17 protein-coding genes and 1 pseudogene are annotated in these 16,593 nt (G+C 61.1%); 9 read left to right on the top strand and 9 right to left on the bottom strand.

From position 1 onward, the window contains the following. Positions 1-109: 109 nt before the first annotated feature. The 5 genes from codA to ACA057_RS21775 all read right to left on the bottom strand — a co-directional run bounded on the left by codA (position 110) and on the right by ACA057_RS21775 (position 5,450). Entirely contained in the window at positions 110-1,357 is a 1,248-nt protein-coding gene (gene codA, locus ACA057_RS21795) for a cytosine deaminase (RefSeq protein ID WP_497342217.1), read from the bottom strand. Between the two features lie 13 nt (positions 1,358-1,370). After that, the gene (gene codB, locus ACA057_RS21790) at positions 1,371-2,642 is read right to left on the bottom strand and encodes a cytosine permease (protein ID WP_497342215.1); all 1,272 of its coding nucleotides are present in this window, start codon (positions 2,640-2,642) and stop codon (positions 1,371-1,373) included. A gap of 238 nt (positions 2,643-2,880) precedes the next feature. Next, complete coding sequence (locus tag ACA057_RS21785; protein ID WP_497342213.1) at positions 2,881-3,711, bottom strand: alpha/beta fold hydrolase; 831 nt, start codon at positions 3,709-3,711, stop codon at positions 2,881-2,883. Between the two features lie 208 nt (positions 3,712-3,919). Next, the gene (queD, locus tag ACA057_RS21780; protein WP_059405420.1) at positions 3,920-4,276 is read right to left on the bottom strand and encodes a 6-carboxytetrahydropterin synthase QueD; all 357 of its coding nucleotides are present in this window, start codon (positions 4,274-4,276) and stop codon (positions 3,920-3,922) included. 94 nt (positions 4,277-4,370) lie between these two features. After that, complete coding sequence (locus ACA057_RS21775) at positions 4,371-5,450, bottom strand: patatin-like phospholipase family protein (protein ID WP_497349982.1); 1,080 nt, start codon at positions 5,448-5,450, stop codon at positions 4,371-4,373. Between the two features lie 224 nt (positions 5,451-5,674). Here ACA057_RS21775 and ACA057_RS21770 point away from each other — a divergent pair, with 224 nt between their 5' ends. The 4 genes from ACA057_RS21770 to ACA057_RS21755 are packed head-to-tail and all read left to right on the top strand — an operon-like array spanning position 5,675 to position 8,270. Then, positions 5,675-5,983 carry a PepSY domain-containing protein gene (locus ACA057_RS21770; RefSeq protein WP_497342211.1) on the top strand — a complete coding sequence of 103 codons (309 nt, stop codon included), beginning with the start codon at positions 5,675-5,677 and terminating at the stop codon, positions 5,981-5,983. Next, on the top strand, positions 5,983-6,288 hold the full coding sequence (locus tag ACA057_RS21765; RefSeq protein ID WP_059405417.1) for a PepSY domain-containing protein: 306 nt from the start codon (positions 5,983-5,985) through the stop codon (positions 6,286-6,288). The genes ACA057_RS21770 and ACA057_RS21765 overlap by 1 nt, the downstream gene beginning before the upstream one ends. A 3-nt stretch (positions 6,289-6,291) precedes the next feature. Then, positions 6,292-6,960: a response regulator transcription factor gene (locus tag ACA057_RS21760; RefSeq protein WP_497342209.1), complete on the top strand. Its 669-nt coding sequence runs from the start codon at positions 6,292-6,294 to the stop codon at positions 6,958-6,960. Next, positions 6,957-8,270 carry a sensor histidine kinase gene (locus tag ACA057_RS21755; protein ID WP_497342207.1) on the top strand — a complete coding sequence of 438 codons (1,314 nt, stop codon included), beginning with the start codon at positions 6,957-6,959 and terminating at the stop codon, positions 8,268-8,270. Before ACA057_RS21760 ends, ACA057_RS21755 begins: the two co-directional genes overlap by 4 nt. 115 nt (positions 8,271-8,385) lie before the next feature. Here ACA057_RS21755 and ACA057_RS21750 read toward each other — a convergent pair whose 3' ends face one another. Together ACA057_RS21750 and ACA057_RS21745 are read right to left on the bottom strand one after the other, a co-directional pair. Beyond that, positions 8,386-9,141: a methyl-accepting chemotaxis protein gene (locus tag ACA057_RS21750; protein ID WP_497349980.1), complete on the bottom strand. Its 756-nt coding sequence runs from the start codon at positions 9,139-9,141 to the stop codon at positions 8,386-8,388. Between the two features lie 102 nt (positions 9,142-9,243). Further along, positions 9,244-9,390: pseudogene (locus ACA057_RS21745) on the bottom strand (HAMP domain-containing protein); the annotation flags it as partial. 1,377 nt (positions 9,391-10,767) lie between these two features. On the opposite strand from ACA057_RS21745, the gene ACA057_RS21740 reads away from it, so the two are divergent. Together ACA057_RS21740 and ctpM are read left to right on the top strand one after the other, a co-directional pair. Then, positions 10,768-12,084, top strand: coding sequence for a Na+/H+ antiporter family protein (locus ACA057_RS21740; RefSeq protein ID WP_497349978.1), 1,317 nt, complete (start codon positions 10,768-10,770; stop codon positions 12,082-12,084). 102 nt (positions 12,085-12,186) lie between these two features. Continuing rightward, the gene (gene ctpM, locus ACA057_RS21735) at positions 12,187-13,869 is read left to right on the top strand and encodes a methyl-accepting chemotaxis protein CtpM (protein WP_497342205.1); all 1,683 of its coding nucleotides are present in this window, start codon (positions 12,187-12,189) and stop codon (positions 13,867-13,869) included. Positions 13,870-13,986: 117 nt separating this feature from the next. Here the strand turns inward: ctpM and ACA057_RS21730 are convergent, their stop codons facing one another. Continuing rightward, a complete protein-coding gene (locus ACA057_RS21730; RefSeq protein ID WP_497342203.1) occupies positions 13,987-14,928 on the bottom strand; it encodes a LysR family transcriptional regulator in 942 nt (313 codons plus the stop codon). Positions 14,929-15,039: 111 nt separating this feature from the next. Here ACA057_RS21730 and ACA057_RS21725 point away from each other — a divergent pair, with 111 nt between their 5' ends. The 3 genes from ACA057_RS21725 (at position 15,040) to ACA057_RS21715 (ending at position 16,230) form a co-directional block, all read left to right on the top strand. Next, a complete protein-coding gene (locus tag ACA057_RS21725; protein WP_497342201.1) occupies positions 15,040-15,534 on the top strand; it encodes a DMT family transporter in 495 nt (164 codons plus the stop codon). A 2-nt stretch (positions 15,535-15,536) separates the two neighbouring features. Then, positions 15,537-15,995 (top strand): DMT family transporter, encoded by a 459-nt coding sequence (locus ACA057_RS21720; RefSeq protein WP_497342199.1) that lies wholly within the window; start codon positions 15,537-15,539, stop codon positions 15,993-15,995. Between the two features lie 67 nt (positions 15,996-16,062). Beyond that, positions 16,063-16,230, top strand: a complete 168-nt coding sequence (locus ACA057_RS21715; protein WP_497342197.1) for a metallothionein — start codon at positions 16,063-16,065, stop codon at positions 16,228-16,230. 68 nt (positions 16,231-16,298) lie between these two features. Here the strand turns inward: ACA057_RS21715 and ACA057_RS21710 are convergent, their stop codons facing one another. After that, positions 16,299-16,526 (bottom strand): DUF6555 family protein, encoded by a 228-nt coding sequence (locus ACA057_RS21710; protein ID WP_059405408.1) that lies wholly within the window; start codon positions 16,524-16,526, stop codon positions 16,299-16,301. Between the last annotated feature and the right edge of the window lie 67 nt (positions 16,527-16,593).

The raw sequence follows: 16,593 nt of genomic DNA, 5'->3' as shown, positions 1-16,593 counted from the left end.
TAGATCGCCATCGCGAGCAGGCTCGCTCCCACAGGGTTTTGCGAACGACACAAAACCCATGTGGGAGCGAGCCTGCTCGCGATGGCGCCAGTCGAGTCAATCGCAACTTTCAGACCTGATCGCCGAAAAACTCCACCACCGGCATCGTCCTTTTCATCAACACCTTGCCCCCACGAACCGAATACAACGGCAAGCCCTGGCTGCGAATCACCTCATAATCGCTGTCCGCCGACAAAATCAGCAAATTCGCCGGCCGCCCGCGCTCCAGTCCATACCGATCACCCAGGGCCATGGCCTTGGCGCTGTTGTCGGTGACCAGGTCCAGCGCACTTTGCAGGTTGCGATAACCGAGCATGTGGCAGATGTGCAGGCCGGCTTCAAGCACCCGCAGGATGTTGCCGTTGCCCAGCGGATACCACGGGTCGACGATCGAGTCCTGGCCGAAACACACGTTCATCCCCGCTTCGAGCAGTTCGTTGACGCGGGTCACGCCCCGGCGTTTCGGGAAATTGTCGAAGCGCCCTTGCAGGTGAATGCTTTCGGTGGGGCAGGAAACAAAACTGATCCCCGAGTGCCCGAGCAAGCGAAACAGTTTGGCGCAGTAGGCGTTGTCGTAAGAGCCCATGGCCGTGGTGTGGCTGGCCGTGACCCGCGAACCCATGTCGCGGCTGCGCGCCTCTTCGGCCAGCACTTCAAGAAAGCGTGAGTGCGGGTCGTCGGTTTCATCGCAATGCACGTCCACCAGGCAGCCGGTGCGTTCGGCCAGGTCCATCAGGAACTTCACCGAACTCACGCCCTGATCGCGGGTGTACTCGAAATGCGGAATCCCGCCGACGACATCGGCGCCCATGCGAATCGCTTCTTCCATCAGCTCGCGACCGTTGCGGTACGACTCGATGCCTTCCTGGGGGAACGCGACGATTTGCATATCGACCAGATGACGGCTTTCCTCGCGCAGTTCGAGCATCGCCTTGAGGGCCGCCAATGTCGGGTCGGTGACATCGACGTGGGTGCGCACATGCTGGATGCCATGGGCGGCGAGGGTCTGGATGGTTTTCCTGGCACGGGTCTTGGTGTCTTCGAGGGTGATGGTCGCCTTGCGCTCGCCCCAGCATTCAATGCCTTCGAACAGCGTGCCGCTCATGTTCCAGCGCGGTTCGCCAGCGGTGAGCGTGGCGTCGAGGTGAATGTGCGGCTCGACGAATGGCGGCACCACCAGATTGCCGGCGGCATCCAGATCGTCGGGGCCCAGGGTCGGCGCTTCGGTCTGCCGGGCGATGCTGCTGATCAGGCCGTTTTCCAGGTGCAACTCATGCAGGCCTTCTTGGTTGCGCAGGCGGGCGTTGATGATGTGCATCAGGTGAATCCTTTTATAGATCTTGTAAGGGGGCGTTGGCGGTGCGGGCACCCGATAGGCCAGTCAGTAACACATACGTTAACGCGGCGGCGGCAATCCCTACCAGCGGCGCGACCCACGGCGAACTGAAAGCGGCCACTGTACCGACCGCGTAAGCGCTCAAACCCGACCCGTTGAATGCCGGCAATCGGGCGTCGGCCAGACGTGGATATTGACCACGATAGCGGAAAAAAAAGTCCGCCATGATCACGCCACCGATCGGCGGAATCACCGTACCCAGCAGAATCAGGTACGGCACCAGCAAGTCGTACATGCCCAGCAACGCCAGCAGCGTCCCGATCACTGCGCCGGCCAGGGTCACGGTCTTGCGTCGGCCCGTGCGCAGCAAGTTGCAACCGGCGACCGCGAAGTTGTAGATGGTGTTGTCCTGGGTGCTCCAGATGTTCAGCAGCAGCATCGCCATCGCCGCCATGGCGAAACCTTGCAACAGCAGCACTTCGACCACGTCCGGTTGCTGATAAACGATGGCCCCGTAGGCGCCGATCAACACCATCAGGCCATTGCCGATGAAAAAACCGATCAGGCTGGCCAGCACCGCGACCCGGGCCGAGCGGGAAAAGCGCGTCCAGTTGGTCGCCTGGGTGGCGCCGCTGACGAAGGTGCCGAACACCAGGGTGATCGCGGTCGACCAGTCCAGGGTTCCCGTCGGGACCACCGCAAGTAATCCATCGAGTCCGCCGACCTTCACCGTGGCCACCCACATCGACAGCATCAGCAACAACATCATGGCCGGCACTGCGATGTACGACAGAATCTCCAACCCGCGATAGCCGACATACGCGGTGGCGCAGAACACCAGGCCGAACAGCACCATCAGGCCGAGCACGCTGCCCTCGCTCAATTCGAAATACTTGCCCAACACCACGGCGGCCGTGGCGGTGCCCCAGGCGTACCAGCCGATCTGGGTGAAACCGAGGATCAGGTCGCTGAGTTTGCTGCCGATTTCACCGAAGCAGAACCGCCCCATCAGCACCGAATTGAGGCCGCTTTTGAAGGCGATGTAGCCAAGCCCCGCAGCGTAGATCCCCAGCAGCAGATTGCCGATGATGATCACCGCCATCATCTCGCCAAAACTGAACGCCACCCCGAGCTTGCCGCCGGCAAACATGGTCGCGGTAAAAAAGGTGAAACCCAGCAGCACCATGGCCGTCGAGGCCAGGCCCTTGCGCGCATGCATCGGCACTTCGCTGAGGGGGTAATCGTTGCCCGGATCGTTCTGCGTCATGTGGCGTTCCTTGCTGGATGAGAGATGAGCGGGGTTTTGCACAGGGCATGCCAAGCGTGAGGGGGTGTCATTACTTATAGCCGAGCGAGGGGGATGGCACAAAAGCGGTGCAACTGACGAAACACGGACCCAATGTGGGAGCGGGCTTGCTCGCGAAGGCGGTGTGTCAGTCAATGCACATGTCTGCTGATCCACCGCTATCGCGAGCAGGCTCGCTCCCACAGGGGGCCGTGTTTGTTCAGGAGGATTTTTGGAGGGGGAGAAAGCGCAGCAGTGCCGCGATGATGGCTTCCGGTGCATCTTCCTGAACCAAATGCCCGGCATTGGCGATTGGGTGAAACTGCGACCCCGGAATCATCTGATGCAGCGCGCGGCCCCGTTCGATGGGAATCCACTGATCATCCTCGCCCCAAAGAATCTGCACCGGGCAGCGTATTGTCGGGAACAACTTTTCAGCCTCGAGGGTATAGCGTTCATCCATCTGCGCGATCTGCCGATAAAACGCCGCTTGCCCCGGATCACCCAGCCATGGCTGCACATAAGGAGCGAGTTCGTCGTCGGGGATTTCCCGTTTGATCGCCCCCCGAATGTAGGTCGGCACAATCGCTCGCTGAATGTAATCCGGCAGCCCGCTGAACGCCGCCTCGTGCCGGCGCACATGCTGCACGAACGGCGAACCCCAGGGCGTCAGCGCCACCGGGTCGATCAGCGTCAGGCTGCGGAAATCCTTGCCGTTCAACAGATGGGTGCGCAGCGCGGTGGCGCCGCCGAAATCGTGGGCCACCACGTCCGGACGATCCAGGCCCCAATGCTCAAGCAGTTGCGCCATCAACTCGTTCTGCACGCCCAGGGACACGTCGCTGTCGCGTTGCTCGGACTGGCCGTAACCCAGGAGGTCGAAGTAATGCACGCGGTGTGTGGTGATGAAGTGCGGCGCAATCCGGTGCCACACATAAGAAGAGAAGGGCGTGCCATGCACGAACAGCAGGGGTGGGCCGTCACCACGGACGGCGTAGCGAACGGAGTGCCCGTTGAAGCGATAGGTTTGAGCCAGCGGCCAGTCAGTCATGGGTGTGTCCTCTTGGCGTGTGGGAGCCAAAAAGCATAGGCATAAAAAAACAGCCATAGAAGGCTGTTTTCTGTATCACTGACGAAACGCATTCTCCCTGTAGGAGCGAGCTTGCTCGCGAGGGTGTGTCAGCAACTGTGTGTCGCCTGACACTCCATCGCGAGTAGGCTCGCTCCCACATTGAATGTGCGTTGACCTTTAGATCTGATTATTCGCCGTGATAGATGCAACCGCTGGTGCAGGTCTCGTGGATGCGGATCGCGCTGAGTTCCGGCAACAGGGGCTTCAATTCCTTCCAGATGAATTTGGCCAGCACTTCACTGGTCGGGTTTTCCAGACCGGGAATGTCGTTCAGGTAGTTGTGGTCCAGGCGCTCGTAGAGCGGCTTGAAGATCGCCTTGATTTCCGAGAAGTCGCGGATCCAGCCAGTGTGCGGATCCAGATCACCGCTCAGGTGAATCGCCACTTTGAACGAGTGACCGTGCAGGCGACCGCACTTGTGGCCGTCCGGCACGTGGGGCAGGCGGTGGGCGGATTCGAAGGTAAATTCTTTGAAGATTTCCACAGTGGTTTCAGCTCTGTCAGGTGGCGATCGCCGCGGCGATGTGGGCAGGCGGCGAGTTTAACAGTTTGCGTTTGGTGATGCGGGAAAACACTGACTAAAGGGTCAGTAAGCGCTCGCCCAGGCGACCATTAGCGGCCAGTTCGAGAAACTCGTCACCGAGGCGACGGCTTTCATCCATGGTGGTGCGCCAGTACTTCTGCCGGCTCGGCGCATCGCCCATGAAGCGCTTAAAGTCGTTACGGTCCGGCAGTTTGCCGTAGGGCAGGCGCGCCAGGTAGTCCTTGGACGGCGCCAGCAGCAGAACATCCTGCAAACGCGTCGTACAGGCGCGACGCCACGGCAAGGTCTTGTCGAACCAGCCGGGAATCACCCGGTCGGTGAAGTGCGGATAGAGCACGATGTCGTTGCCGCTGTAGGGCAGGTCGAGGTGATAGTCCAGCAGGCCACCATCGCGGAACGTGCCGGCGCCGGCACCCGGCAGATCACGCACGCCTTCCATCACCATCGGGATCGAGCCCGATGCCAGCAAGGCTTGGCGCAGGTTGCCGACGTCCAGCGCAACGAAGCGCGACGGGAAGTCGTTCAGAGCATGGACCGGCGGTGCGAGGCGTGGGTCGTGAATGATCAACCGCTCGAAATGCCGCGATAGCCGAGCGCGGCCGCGCAGGTTGTCGGCGATCACCGATGACAAGCCCAGACCCAATCGACCGCGATGATCGTCCGCCAGCAGGCCGTGGCTTTTGACCACCATGATGTTCAGTCGGTAATCGGCGTTGCTCAGGATCGAGGCATCGCGGCCGTCGAGCAGCTCATCGAGCATGCGTTGCGAGCTCTGGCTGAGCTGCGCCATGGTCACGCCTTTGGCAAAGTTCTGCTCGGTGTACAGATGGCCGAGGCGGCGGATGCCCTCGGCGGCGTCCGGCAGGCACGCGCTGGCGAAGCGCCAGGAACCTACCGATGCACCGATCAATGAACGCTCCCGTGGCGCGGCCGGTAGCCATTCGCCGAACAACGCCAGGTCCAGACCTTGAATCCCCAACGCCTTGGGACCACCGGCGGCACCGGGTAGCGTGCCCACCTCGGCGGCGCTCAAGCCGTTGGCACGGATGCGCGCAAACGCACGCGGGCCGGCCTTGAGGGTCAGGGAAGGGAACTTGATGTGGATAGCGGTCATACCGGTCTCGATGTCTGGCAAGCGGGGGATTATAGCCATGTGCGCAATTCCCCTGTAGGCGCCAGGCTTGCCGGCGAAGGCGTCCTTGAAATCGCCTTCGCCGGCAAGCCTGGCGCCTACAGGGGATTGCGTGCAGTTGCTCCAATGATGGCAATTCAGCTTCAGTTAAGTTCAGCTCGCTAAGGTGGCTCCCGTAGGCAACACATAAAAATACGGAGACACCCATGAAAACTTTGACTGCCCTGTTCACCGCCGCCCTCATCGGCATGACTGCCAGCCTCGCCCACGCTCGTGACCTGGGCCCCGACGAAGCCCTGCGGCTGCGCGACGCTGGTACCATTGTGTCGTTCGAGAAGCTCAACGCCACTGCCCTGGCCAAACACCCCGGTGCCAAGATCACCGAAACCGAGCTGGAAGAAGAGTACGGCAAGTACATCTATCAGGTTGAACTGCGCGACCCACAAGGCATTGAGTGGGATCTGGAATTAGACGCTGTGAGCGGGCAGGTTCTCAAGGATCATCAGGATACGTAATGAAGGTGTTTTCAGTTTCACGCATGGCGCTGGTGCTGCTGGCGTTCTGCTCGGTCGTCATGGCCCGCGACCTCGATCAGGACGAAGCCCTGCGCCTGCGACAGCAGGGCGTGATCCTGCCGCTGGAGCAACTGTTGCAACAGGCGCTGGACCGCTATCCCGGCTCCAAACTGCTGGAAGCCGAGCTCGAAGAAAAACATGACGTCTACATTTATGAAGTCGAGCTGCTGACCACCGAAGGCGTGGTCCGCGAACTGGACATCGAAGCCGCCACTGGCCGACTACTGAAAGACAAGGAAGATTGACCGATGCGTTTGCTCCTGGTGGAAGACCACGTGCCCCTGGCCGACGAACTGATGGCCGGTTTGAACCGTCAAGGCTATGCCGTGGATTGGCTGGCCGACGGTCGCGACGCGGTCTACCAGGGCAGCAGCGAACCCTATGACCTGATTATCCTTGACCTCGGTTTGCCGGGGTTGCCGGGGCTTGAGGTGCTGACGCAATGGAGGGCTGGCGGCCTGGCCACGCCGGTGCTGATCCTCACCGCGCGCGGTTCCTGGGCCGAACGCATCGAAGGCCTCAAGGCCGGCGCCGATGATTACCTGACCAAGCCCTTTCACCCGGAAGAGCTGCACTTGCGGGTCCAGGCACTGTTGCGCCGCTCCCACGGCCAGGCCAATCAGCCGACGCTCAAGGCTGCCGGCCTGCACCTTGATGAAGGTCGGCAATGCGTGACCCGCGACGGCGCCGACATCCAGCTCACCGCCGCGGAGTTCCGCCTGCTGCGTTATTTCATGCTGCACCCCGAACAGATCCTCTCCAAAAGCCACCTCGCCGAACACCTCTACGACGGTGAAACCGAGCGCGATTCCAATGTGCTGGAAGTCCACGTCAACCACCTGCGGCGCAAGCTCGGCCGTAGCGTGATCGAAACCCGTCGCGGCCAGGGTTACCTGTTCGGCGGGCAAGCCCAGTGAGGTCGATCCAGCGCCGCTTGAGCCTGGGGCTGATCAGCGTGATGGTGATCGTCGGCCTGGTGTTGGCGCAAACCAGTTTGTGGTTGTTTGAAATGGGCTTGCAGCGTTACCTCGAAGCCGGGCTGCGCAACGACAGCGAAAGCCTGCTGGTGGCGCTGGTGCGCGGGCCACAAGGCTTGCAGCTGGATGAGCGGCATCTGTCACCGGCCTATCAACGACCGTTTTCCGGGCACTACTTCCGTATCGATTTTGCCGACAGCCATTGGCGTTCCCGTTCGCTGTGGGATCAGGAAATGCCGCCACTCGATCACCCCGGGCTGCACAGCAACCTGCAGTTGGGCCCGGAAGGTCAGCAGTTGCTGGTGTTGCGCTCGGACTATCGCCGCTTGGGCCAGTCGATTTCGATCAGCGTGGCCCAGGATTACACCCCGGTGCGCGAAAGCTTTTTGCGCATGCAACAGATCGGTTTGGGCTTGGGGTTGGCGGGGCTGTTGTTGATTCTGTTGCTGCAACGGATCACCGTGCGCCGCGCCTTGCGGCCACTGGAAAAGGCCCGCGAACAGATTGCCCAGTTGCAGCAGGGCCAGCGCTCGCAACTCGACGATCAGGTGCCGGTAGAGCTGGAGCCGCTGGTGGCGCAGATCAACCATTTGCTGGCCCACACCGAAGACAGCCTCAAGCGTTCGCGCAATGCCTTGGGCAACCTCGGCCATGCCTTGAAAACCCCGCTGGCGGTGTTGTTGAGCCTGGCTTCAAGCGAAAAACTCGATGCTCAGCCGGAGCTTCGTAAAGTGATTCAGGCGCAACTTGAGCAGGTGCAGCAACGGCTCAATCGCGAACTCAATCGCGCGCGGTTGTCCGGCGATGCGCTGCCGGGGGCGTTGTTTGATTGCGATGCTGAATTGCCGGGGTTACTGGCCACGTTGAACATGATTCATGGCGAGCATCTTGAACTCAGCTATGTTGCACCGCCCGGATTGCAATTGCCGTGGGACCGCGAGGATTTGCTGGAACTACTCGGCAACCTGCTGGACAACGCCTGCAAATGGGCGGATGCCGAGATTCGCTTGAGTGTGGTCGAGACGGCGGAAGGTTTTCAGTTGAGCGTGGAAGACGATGGGCCGGGGATTCCCCTGGATCAGCGTGAGCAGGTATTCAGTCGCGGGACCCGGCTGGATGAGCAGACTGACGGGCATGGGCTGGGATTGGGCATCGTGCGCGACATCGTTGACACCTGGGGCGGGGTGTTGAGGTTGGAAGAGAGCGAGTGGGGCGGGCTGAAGGTGGTCATCGAATTACCCAAACGCTGAGTAACCTGAGGGAGCGGGCTTGCTCGCGAAAGCGGTGTGTCAGGCAACAGAGATGTCGAATGACACACCGCTTTCGCGAGCAAGCCCGCTCCCACATTGGATCTGCAGTGGGCACTCAGACGCGGAACTGATCCATCAAGCGCTGCTGCTGATTCGCCAGGCTATTGAGCGACTGACTCACCCGTGCCGACTCGTTAGCCTGCCCCGACAACGATTCAGTCACATCACGAATCGTCGCGACATTGTTGTTGATCTCCTCGGCCACCGCGCTTTGTTCTTCCGCCGCGCTGGCGATCTGCAGGTTCATGTCGCTGATCACGGTCACCGCCTCGCCAATCTGGCGCAGCGCCGTCACCGCCTGACCCACCTGTTCGACGCTGCCCTGCGCCTGACGGTGGCTGTTGTTCATCGAACCCACCACCTCCTGAGTACCGCTCTGCAACTGCTCGATCACCAGGCGGGTTTCTTCGACAGATTCTTGAGTCCGCCGCGCCAGGTTGCGCACCTCATCAGCCACAACCGCAAAACCACGACCGGCTTCACCGGCGCGGGCCGCTTCGATCGCTGCGTTCAGTGCCAGCAGGTTGGTCTGTTCGGCGATGGCGCGAATCACTTCCAGCACCGAGCCGATCTTCTCGCTGTTGGCCGCCAGGCCTTCGACTTGCACCATCGCCGCACTCATGTCAGCGGCAAGGTTGCCGATGCTGTTGGTGGTGCGGTCGATCACGGTCAGGCCCTGACGAGTGGCCTGATCCGCATCCCGCGCGGCCTGTGCCGCTTGTGCGGCGCTGCGGGCTACGTCCTGGGCGGTGGCGCTCATTTCGTGGGACGCGGTGGCGACCTGATCCACCTGACGGTATTGCTGTTCCATGCCCGCGCTGGTCTGGGTGGCGATGGCCGAGGATTGGTCCGCCGTGCTGCGCGCGTCCTGCACCGAGCGTTTGACCTCGGCGATGATCGGTTGCAGCTTGTCGAGGAAGCGGTTGAACCATCCGGCCAATTGGCCCAGTTCATCCTGCTTGTCGTAGGCCAGGCGACGGGTCAGGTCGCCTTCGCCGCTGGCGATGTCTTCCAGCATGTGCGCTACGCCGAGGATCGGCTTGGTCACGCTGCGCGCCATCAGCCACACCAGCATCAAGCCAATCAACGCCGCCAGCACGCCCAGGCCGAGTTCGATCAGGGTGCCGGCCCGGTTGCTTTCATCGAGTTGTTTTTTCAACGTTTCGGCAGGGCCGACCAGGACTTTCTCCGGCACGTCGAGCAACACGCCCCACGACTTGCCACCGGGAATAGGCTGGAACGGCGCCAGCACTTTCAATTGCTGATTGCTGTGCAGGCTTTCGGTTTTGCTGCTGTTGGCCAGCCTGCGGATCAACTCGGCGCCATTGGTGGTGTCCACGGCGTCCAGGCGCTGGCTGAGTTTGCTGGCGTCCGGGCTGTAGCCGGCGAGCAAGCCGACCGGGCTGATGATGCTGACGCTGGTCTGGCCGTCATAGAGCTTTTTGCTCGCGCCCTGGCTGACCGCTTGCAGGCTGTTGAGGTTGATGTCCACCGACAGCGAAGCGATGACTTTGCCGTTGACCATCAGCGGGAAAACGATGCTGGTCATCAGCACCTTCTGGCCGTCGATCACGTAGAAATAGGGCTCGATCACGCACGGTTTGAGCGTGGTGCGCGGGCAGGTGAACCAGGCGTTGGCCGGTTCGCCGCTGGGGCCGGTGCGGGTGTCGGCCATGTCGCTTTCAGGCAGTGGCATGGAAGTCAGCTGGCCTGCGGTCGGTTGCGACCAGTACAAGGCAAAGCGGCCCTTTTCGTTGCTGCCGACTTCGCTTTGACCGGCGAACAGCTCGTCCTTGCCGTCCAGCGCATTGGCTTCGAACACCAGGGACAGGCCGAGCAGGTCCGGGTTGGCTTGCAGGGCCGACTTGACCTGGCGCGTCAGGTCTTCGCGCAGGTCGAAGGCATCGAGAAAGCGCTTCTCGGCCTGATCACGCAGGAACAGCACCTGACGCGAAAAACCGTGGCCATATTGGTAGGCGTCCATGAACTCCTGGCGAATCCCCAGCGCCTGGTTTTCACCCTGGGATTCGATCCGCGCCTGGGCGGCTTCGGTGAGCATCTCCATGCTCGAGGCTTTCACCAGCGCGGAGCTGTGCTCCATGCGATACAGCGAAAGACCCACCAGCAGGGTCACGATACCCGCCAGGCAAAGCCCGGCCAGCAGGGTGATCTTCCATTGAATGGAAAGTTGTCTGAGCGACATGGAGGCGTCCTTTATTCGATAAATATCTGAGACTCCGCACTGTAACGGCCCCAAAGCAGCTTTCTTGAGCGACAAGCTGCAAGTGAAAAAATAAGCGCTTGCAGCTTCAGGCTTGCAGCTTGGCGCTGCTTCCTTCACAGTGCGCGCCCTCTAATAAAACCCTCTCTTTAATCCGCTGGCGGCTCTTCGCAGACTGCCGGCCGGACTCTTTCCGTTTGTGTTGAGGTAGTGATGATTAATGCAGTAATTGCCGCGGTCGGCGTCATGCTGATCCTCAGCCTGTCCCGCGTGCATGTGGTGATCGCGCTGATCGTCGGCGCGCTGGTCGGTGGCTTGACCGGTGGCCTGGGCATCGACGCGACATTAAAAGCCTTCAACAGCGGGCTCGGTGGCGGCGCGACGGTGGCGTTGTCCTACGCTTTGCTCGGCGCTTTCGCGGTGGCGATTGCCAAGTCCGGCCTGGCCCATGCCTTGGCTGACAAGGCCCTGCTGATGGTCGACCGTCAGCACGCCAGCGGTGGTCGTCAGGTCAAGTGGCTGCTGATCGGTTTGCTCTGGGTGGTGGCCATCGCTTCGCAGAATATTCTGCCGATACATATCGCCTTTATTCCGTTGTTGGTGCCGCCGCTGCTCTATGTGCTGACCAAGCTGCAACTCGACCGTCGCTTGATTGCCTGCGTCATGACCTTCGGTCTGATCACGCCGTACATGTTCCTGCCAGTGGGCTTCGGCAACATCTTCCTCAATGAAATCCTGCTGGCCAATGTCGCCCGCAGCGGCGTGGACATCAGTGGCATCAACGTCACCCATGCCATGGGCATCCCGGCGTTGGGCATGGTCGTCGGGCTGGCGGCGGCGTTTATCAGCTACCGCAAGAAACGCGTCTACGACCTGGAAAAGATCGAGCAAGTCGAACAGGTGGCGGTGCAATACAACCCGCTGAGCCTGATGGTGGCCGGACTGGCCATCGCAGCGGCATTCATCATTCAGCTGCTGCTGGATTCGATGATCATCGGTGCGCTGGCCGGGTTCCTGATTTTCTCGGTGTCGGGCGTGGTGAAATGGCGCGACACCGATGACCTGTTCACCGAAGGCATGAAAATGATGGCGATGATCGGCTTCATCATGATCGCCGCGTCCGGGTTTGCCGAGGTGATGAAAGCCACTGGCGAAGTGCAAACGCTGGTCGAAGCATCGGCCTCGTGGATCGGTCACAGCAAAGGCATCGGCGCGTTGCTGATGTTGTTGGTCGGGTTGTTGGTGACCATGGGCATCGGTTCGTCGTTCTCCACGGTGCCGATCCTGGCGGCGATTTTCGTGCCGCTGTGCGTGCAACTGGGCTTCAGTCCGTTGGCGATCGTTTGCATCGTCGGCACCGCTGGCGCCCTGGGGGACGCCGGTTCGCCCGCCTCGGACTCGACCCTCGGCCCGACCTCCGGCCTGAACATCGACGGCCAGCATCACCACATCTGGGACACCGTGGTCCCGACCTTCCTGCACTACAACCTGCCGCTGCTGGCATTCGGCTGGGTGGCCGCGATGGTTCTGTAACCCGCTCCCACAATTTGATTGGGGGTGACCGTTATTCAACTTTTGATCCGGCGTGCCGTTAAAGCCTTTAACCACGCCAACAACATCAAAAGAGTGAACGTCATGCGCATGAGCCTGAAGGCTAAAGTCCTGTCCCTTGCGGTCCTCCCGGTGTTGCTCTTTGCGCTGGTCATCAGCCTGACCACGTTGTTCATTCTGCAAGAACAGGCCCACAAGGAAGTCGAGGAAACCCGCCAGCGCCTGCTCAGCGATGCCAAGGCAACCCTGCAAAGCTACGTCGCCGTGGCCATGACCGCGATCAAACCACTTTATGACGCTGCCGCCCCCGGCGATGAAGCGGCGCGGGCCCAGGTGATCAAGTTGCTTTCGAGCATCACCTACGGCAAGGACGGCTACTTCTTCGGCTACGACTCCAACACCGTGCGCCTGTTCAAGGCCAACAGCCCCGAAGGCGTGGGCCAGAGCTTCAAGGACAACCGCGATCCGAACGGGGTCTACGTCAATCGCGACCTGGTGAAAGTCGCGAAGGACGGCACCCATTACCTGGAATACAGCTCGCCATTGCCGGGCAACACCCAAGTGCTGGTGCCCAAGCTCGGCTACACCGAGTACCTGCCGAAGTGGGACATGGCGGTCGGCACCTCGGTCAACCTCGATGGCATCGAAGCCCAGGTGGCGCTGGTCCAGGCCAAGATTACCGAGCGGATGGAAGGCGTGGTGCTGAGCATCATCGGCGTCGCCGCGCTGGTGCTGCTGGTGATTGCCGCCGTCGGGTTGCTGCTGGCCAACGCCATCCTGCGCCCACTGAACCTGATGAAAGCCAACCTCGACGACATCGCTGCGGGCGAGGGCGACCTGACCCGGCGCCTTACCATCACCAGCCAGGATGAACTGGGCGAACTGGCCGGCTCGTTCAACCGTTTCGTCGACAAGATCCACGGCCTGGTGCGCCAGATCACCGAAATGACCTCGCAACTGACCGGACTGGTGAATCAGGTTTCCGACCAGGCCCAGCGCTCGGATCAGGCCATGGAGCGTCAGCGTCACGAAACCGATCAGGTGGCCACGGCGATCAACGAGATGTCGGCGGCGGCTCAGGAAGTGGCCAAAAGCGCGCAAAACGCGGCGGTGGCTGCCCAGCAAACCGACGAAGAAGGCCAGGCCGCCAAGCGTGTGGTGGCCGGCAGCATCGTCAAGATTCATGCCTTGGTGGATGACATTCGCAGCAGCGGCGTGTCCCTCGACAGCTTGCAAAAAGACGTGTCGTCGATTGTCAGCGTGCTTGGGGTGATCCGCTCGATTGCCGAGCAGACCAACCTCCTGGCGCTCAACGCCGCCATCGAAGCGGCGCGCGCCGGTGAGGCCGGCCGTGGTTTTGCGGTGGTGGCGGACGAAGTCCGGGCGCTGGCCAGTCGCACGCAAATCAGCACGCAGGAAATCCAGGGCATGATCGACCGTTTGCAGGCCGGCACCCAATCGGCGGTGGAAGCGATGCGCCGTTCCAGCGAGGCCGGCGACGGTACCTCCGCGCAGGCCAACCAGGCCGGCGCGTCGCTGGACACCATGGCTCAGCTGATCGCCACCATCAACTCGATGAACGCGCAGATCGCCAGCGCCGCCGAAGAGCAGACTGCCGTGGCCGAAGAGATCAACCGCAGCGTGCACCAGATTGCCGTCGCGGTGGACAACGTCGCCGACGAAACCCAGCTCGGCGCCCAGACCTCCCGCAGCCTCGCCGACCTCGGCCACCGCCTCGGTAAACTGGTCGGACAGTTCCGCATTTAACGCCACTAAACCTGTGGGAGCGGGCTTGCCCGCGATGGCGGAGTGTCAGCCGACATCAATGTTGGATAGGCCGGCCTCATCGCGGGCAAGCCCGCTCCCACAGGGGATGAGCTGTCGTTAATTGAAAGGCCTGTCCCAATACGGCACTTCGCCAAAGCATTCGACAAAGAAATCGATCACCGTCCTGACCTTCACCGACAACCGTCGGCTGCCGGGCCATAGCACGGCGATCTGTTGCGGTTCGAGGCTGTTGGACACCTGATACTCCCCCAGCACCGGCACCAGCGTGCCGTTGCGCACCGCTTCACCAATCAGCCACGACGGAAACATCACCAATCCCAAGCCCTGCTCGGCCGCCTGGGTCAGGGTCTCGGCGTGGTTGCCGGTGATCGGGCCCTTCACCGAGTAGGGCGTCCAGTCCCGCTGACCCTTGCGGAAAAACCAGCGCTGTAGACCGGTCACGCCTTTGTAGGCCAGGCATTGATGGGCCTTGAGATCGTCAGGGTGTTGCGGCGTGCCGTGACGTTTCAGGTAAGCCGGGCTTGCCGCCACCTGAAAGCGCTGGGGTGCCAGGATGCGTGCCTGCATGCTCGAATCCTGTAGCGGGCCGATGCGAAACAGCAGGTCCGCCCCTTCCTGCAACGGCGCGACGTAGCTGTCGGTTTGCTGGATATCCAGTTGCAGTTTCGGATAGCGCTCGCAGAGCTGCCCCAGCCACGGCGTCAGGTGCCGCTGGCCAAACACCACCGGTGCATTGATCCGTACCAGCCCGTTGGGCTCGCTTTGCTGTTCCTGCAAGGCCTGTTCGGCTTCTTCCAGTTGCACCAACACCAACCGGGCGTGGTCACCGAGCATGCGCCCGGCCTCGGTGGGGGTGACGGCGCGGGTATGCCGGTAGAGCAATTGCAGGCTCAGGGCCTGCTCCATCAATTGGATCTGCCGGGAAATCGAAGAAGGCGCCACATTTTCGCGGCGGGCGACTTCGGAAAAACTGCCGTGATCGAGCACGGCGACAAACAGCCGAAGCGCCTTGAATCCCAGTTCGCTGAGGCCGTGCATGTTCAATCCTGCTGTGCGAGTTGCGCAAAAGTGTTGTCAGGATACTCCCATTTATCGCAAAGGATCGCCAGTCGATAATGCGCGCCATGTTTCTTCGAACGGAGTTTTCTTATGCAGTCTTCATCTCTCGACAACGCTGGCGTGATTGCGGCGCCTGGCACCAGGTCCGGGTGGCGGCTCTTGCTGCTGCCCCTGGTGATCCTGGCCGGCATGGGCCTTTCCGTGGAGGCCGGTTTGCTCGGGCCGCTCGGGGTTCAGGTCGGTCACTTGTGGGCGACCTTGAGCATTTTCGGCGTTGGCTCGGCGATTCTGTTTTTCCTGTTGCTGCTCAGTGGCCCGCAACAGGGGCCGGCCTTTGGCGAGCTGCCACGCTGGCAATTGATCGGTGGCTTTCTCGGGCCGATGTATGTGGTGGTGCTGACGTTGGCCACGCCGCATATCGGGATCGCCATGACCATGATCGCGATCCTCTCCGGACAGGTCGGGAAAAGCGTGCTGATTGACCACTTCGGCTGGTTCGGCGCCACCCGCAAAAAGGTCAACGGTGAACGTTGGCTGGCCTTGCTGCTGATTGTCGCGGCACTTGTTCTGATTGCTCGGGGTTGATGATGAATCTGATTATTTTGTTGGCGGTGGTCGTGGCGGCCGGTGCGGTGTTGAGTGTTCAGGCGGCGATCAATGGCCGGCTGGGCGAAACGGTCGGCGTGTTGCGCAGCAGTTTGTTGACCTTCGTAGTGGGCGCGGTGACCACTGGGTTGCTGATCCTGTTCTTCGAACCGGCCCATGCCGTGAGCCTGCTGGACGTGCCGAAATGGCAACTCAGCGGCGCATTGTTCGGGGTGGTGTACATGATGGTGATGGTCGGTGCGGTGCCGCGAGTCGGCACGGCGGTGGCGACGGTGGCCGTGATTGTCGGGCAACTGGGAATGGGCATGCTGATCGACAACTTCGGCTGGCTGGGCAATCCGTCGATCGAACTGTCCAGTAGCCGGATATTGGCGATGGTGTGTCTCGCATTAGCCTTGCTGTTCATGTATCGCAGCAACACCCGGGCGAGTAAACGCTGACGCTCCTACACTGGTAATGAAGTGCGCATCAGGCGCACGCGACGACCACAACCCTGGAGTCAGACTCATGATCGACAGTGAAGGTATCTGCGACTGCCCCAAATGCTCCTGCAAACTGGGCGAACATCCGATTGCGCGCCACGGCAAGCACTATTGCTGTGAAGCCTGCGCCAAGCACCACGAACATGGCGAAGAATGTGCCAGCAAGGGCTGCAAGTGCGCCCACGCCAAGTAACTTATCCAGGTCAAGTGGAGCCGCTCGGGCTCCACTTTCAGTTTCACTTCTCCAATCCTCCTTGATAGTCAGTTCGCCGGTCGCCAGGTCACATTCTCGACCCCGAATTTCTCTGCCATCGGCTTGCTGGTCTTCTGCACCTTTTCACGGCCAAAACGCGGGATTCTTCCCACGCCGGCGTCGCAGCTTGCCCAATGCCAAGCCTCCGCATTGTCCATTTTGTCCAGGCGGATAATGAAAGACTTGGGGGCGCCATGAAGGGTGTATTCAATGACGAAAAGTTTTGCGTTGTTCATATAGCCCGTATTCCTCCCTGTGGTAATACAGGGATCGTTGGGATTACGGAAAATTCAGTTGGATTGT

It is taken from the genome of Pseudomonas sp. LBUM1661 (genome assembly GCF_059695925.1).
The sequence above is the reverse complement of the archived record's forward strand: the minus strand, read 5'-3'. Positions and strand labels throughout refer to the sequence as shown.

Bases quoted from the DNA above. Each gene is read 5' to 3' on its own strand.
- codA (WP_497342217.1), bottom strand. From the start codon at position 1,357: ATGCACATCATCAACGCCCGCCTGCGCAACCAAGAAGGCCTGCATGAG.
- codB (WP_497342215.1), bottom strand. From the start codon at position 2,642: ATGACGCAGAACGATCCGGGCAACGATTACCCCCTCAGCGAAGTGCCG.
- ACA057_RS21785 (WP_497342213.1), bottom strand. From the start codon at position 3,711: ATGACTGACTGGCCGCTGGCTCAAACCTATCGCTTCAACGGGCACTCC.
- ACA057_RS21775 (WP_497349982.1), bottom strand. From the start codon at position 5,450: ATGACCGCTATCCACATCAAGTTCCCTTCCCTGACCCTCAAGGCCGGC.
- ACA057_RS21770 (WP_497342211.1), top strand. From the start codon at position 5,675: ATGAAAACTTTGACTGCCCTGTTCACCGCCGCCCTCATCGGCATGACT.
- ACA057_RS21765 (WP_059405417.1), top strand. From the start codon at position 5,983: ATGAAGGTGTTTTCAGTTTCACGCATGGCGCTGGTGCTGCTGGCGTTC.
- ACA057_RS21760 (WP_497342209.1), top strand. From the start codon at position 6,292: ATGCGTTTGCTCCTGGTGGAAGACCACGTGCCCCTGGCCGACGAACTG.
- ACA057_RS21750 (WP_497349980.1), bottom strand. From the start codon at position 9,141: ATGGAACAGCAATACCGTCAGGTGGATCAGGTCGCCACCGCGTCCCAC.
- ctpM (WP_497342205.1), top strand. From the start codon at position 12,187: ATGCGCATGAGCCTGAAGGCTAAAGTCCTGTCCCTTGCGGTCCTCCCG.
- ACA057_RS21730 (WP_497342203.1), bottom strand. From the start codon at position 14,928: ATGCACGGCCTCAGCGAACTGGGATTCAAGGCGCTTCGGCTGTTTGTC.
- ACA057_RS21725 (WP_497342201.1), top strand. From the start codon at position 15,040: ATGCAGTCTTCATCTCTCGACAACGCTGGCGTGATTGCGGCGCCTGGC.
- ACA057_RS21720 (WP_497342199.1), top strand. From the start codon at position 15,537: ATGAATCTGATTATTTTGTTGGCGGTGGTCGTGGCGGCCGGTGCGGTG.
- ACA057_RS21715 (WP_497342197.1), top strand. From the start codon at position 16,063: ATGATCGACAGTGAAGGTATCTGCGACTGCCCCAAATGCTCCTGCAAA.
- ACA057_RS21710 (WP_059405408.1), bottom strand. From the start codon at position 16,526: ATGAACAACGCAAAACTTTTCGTCATTGAATACACCCTTCATGGCGCC.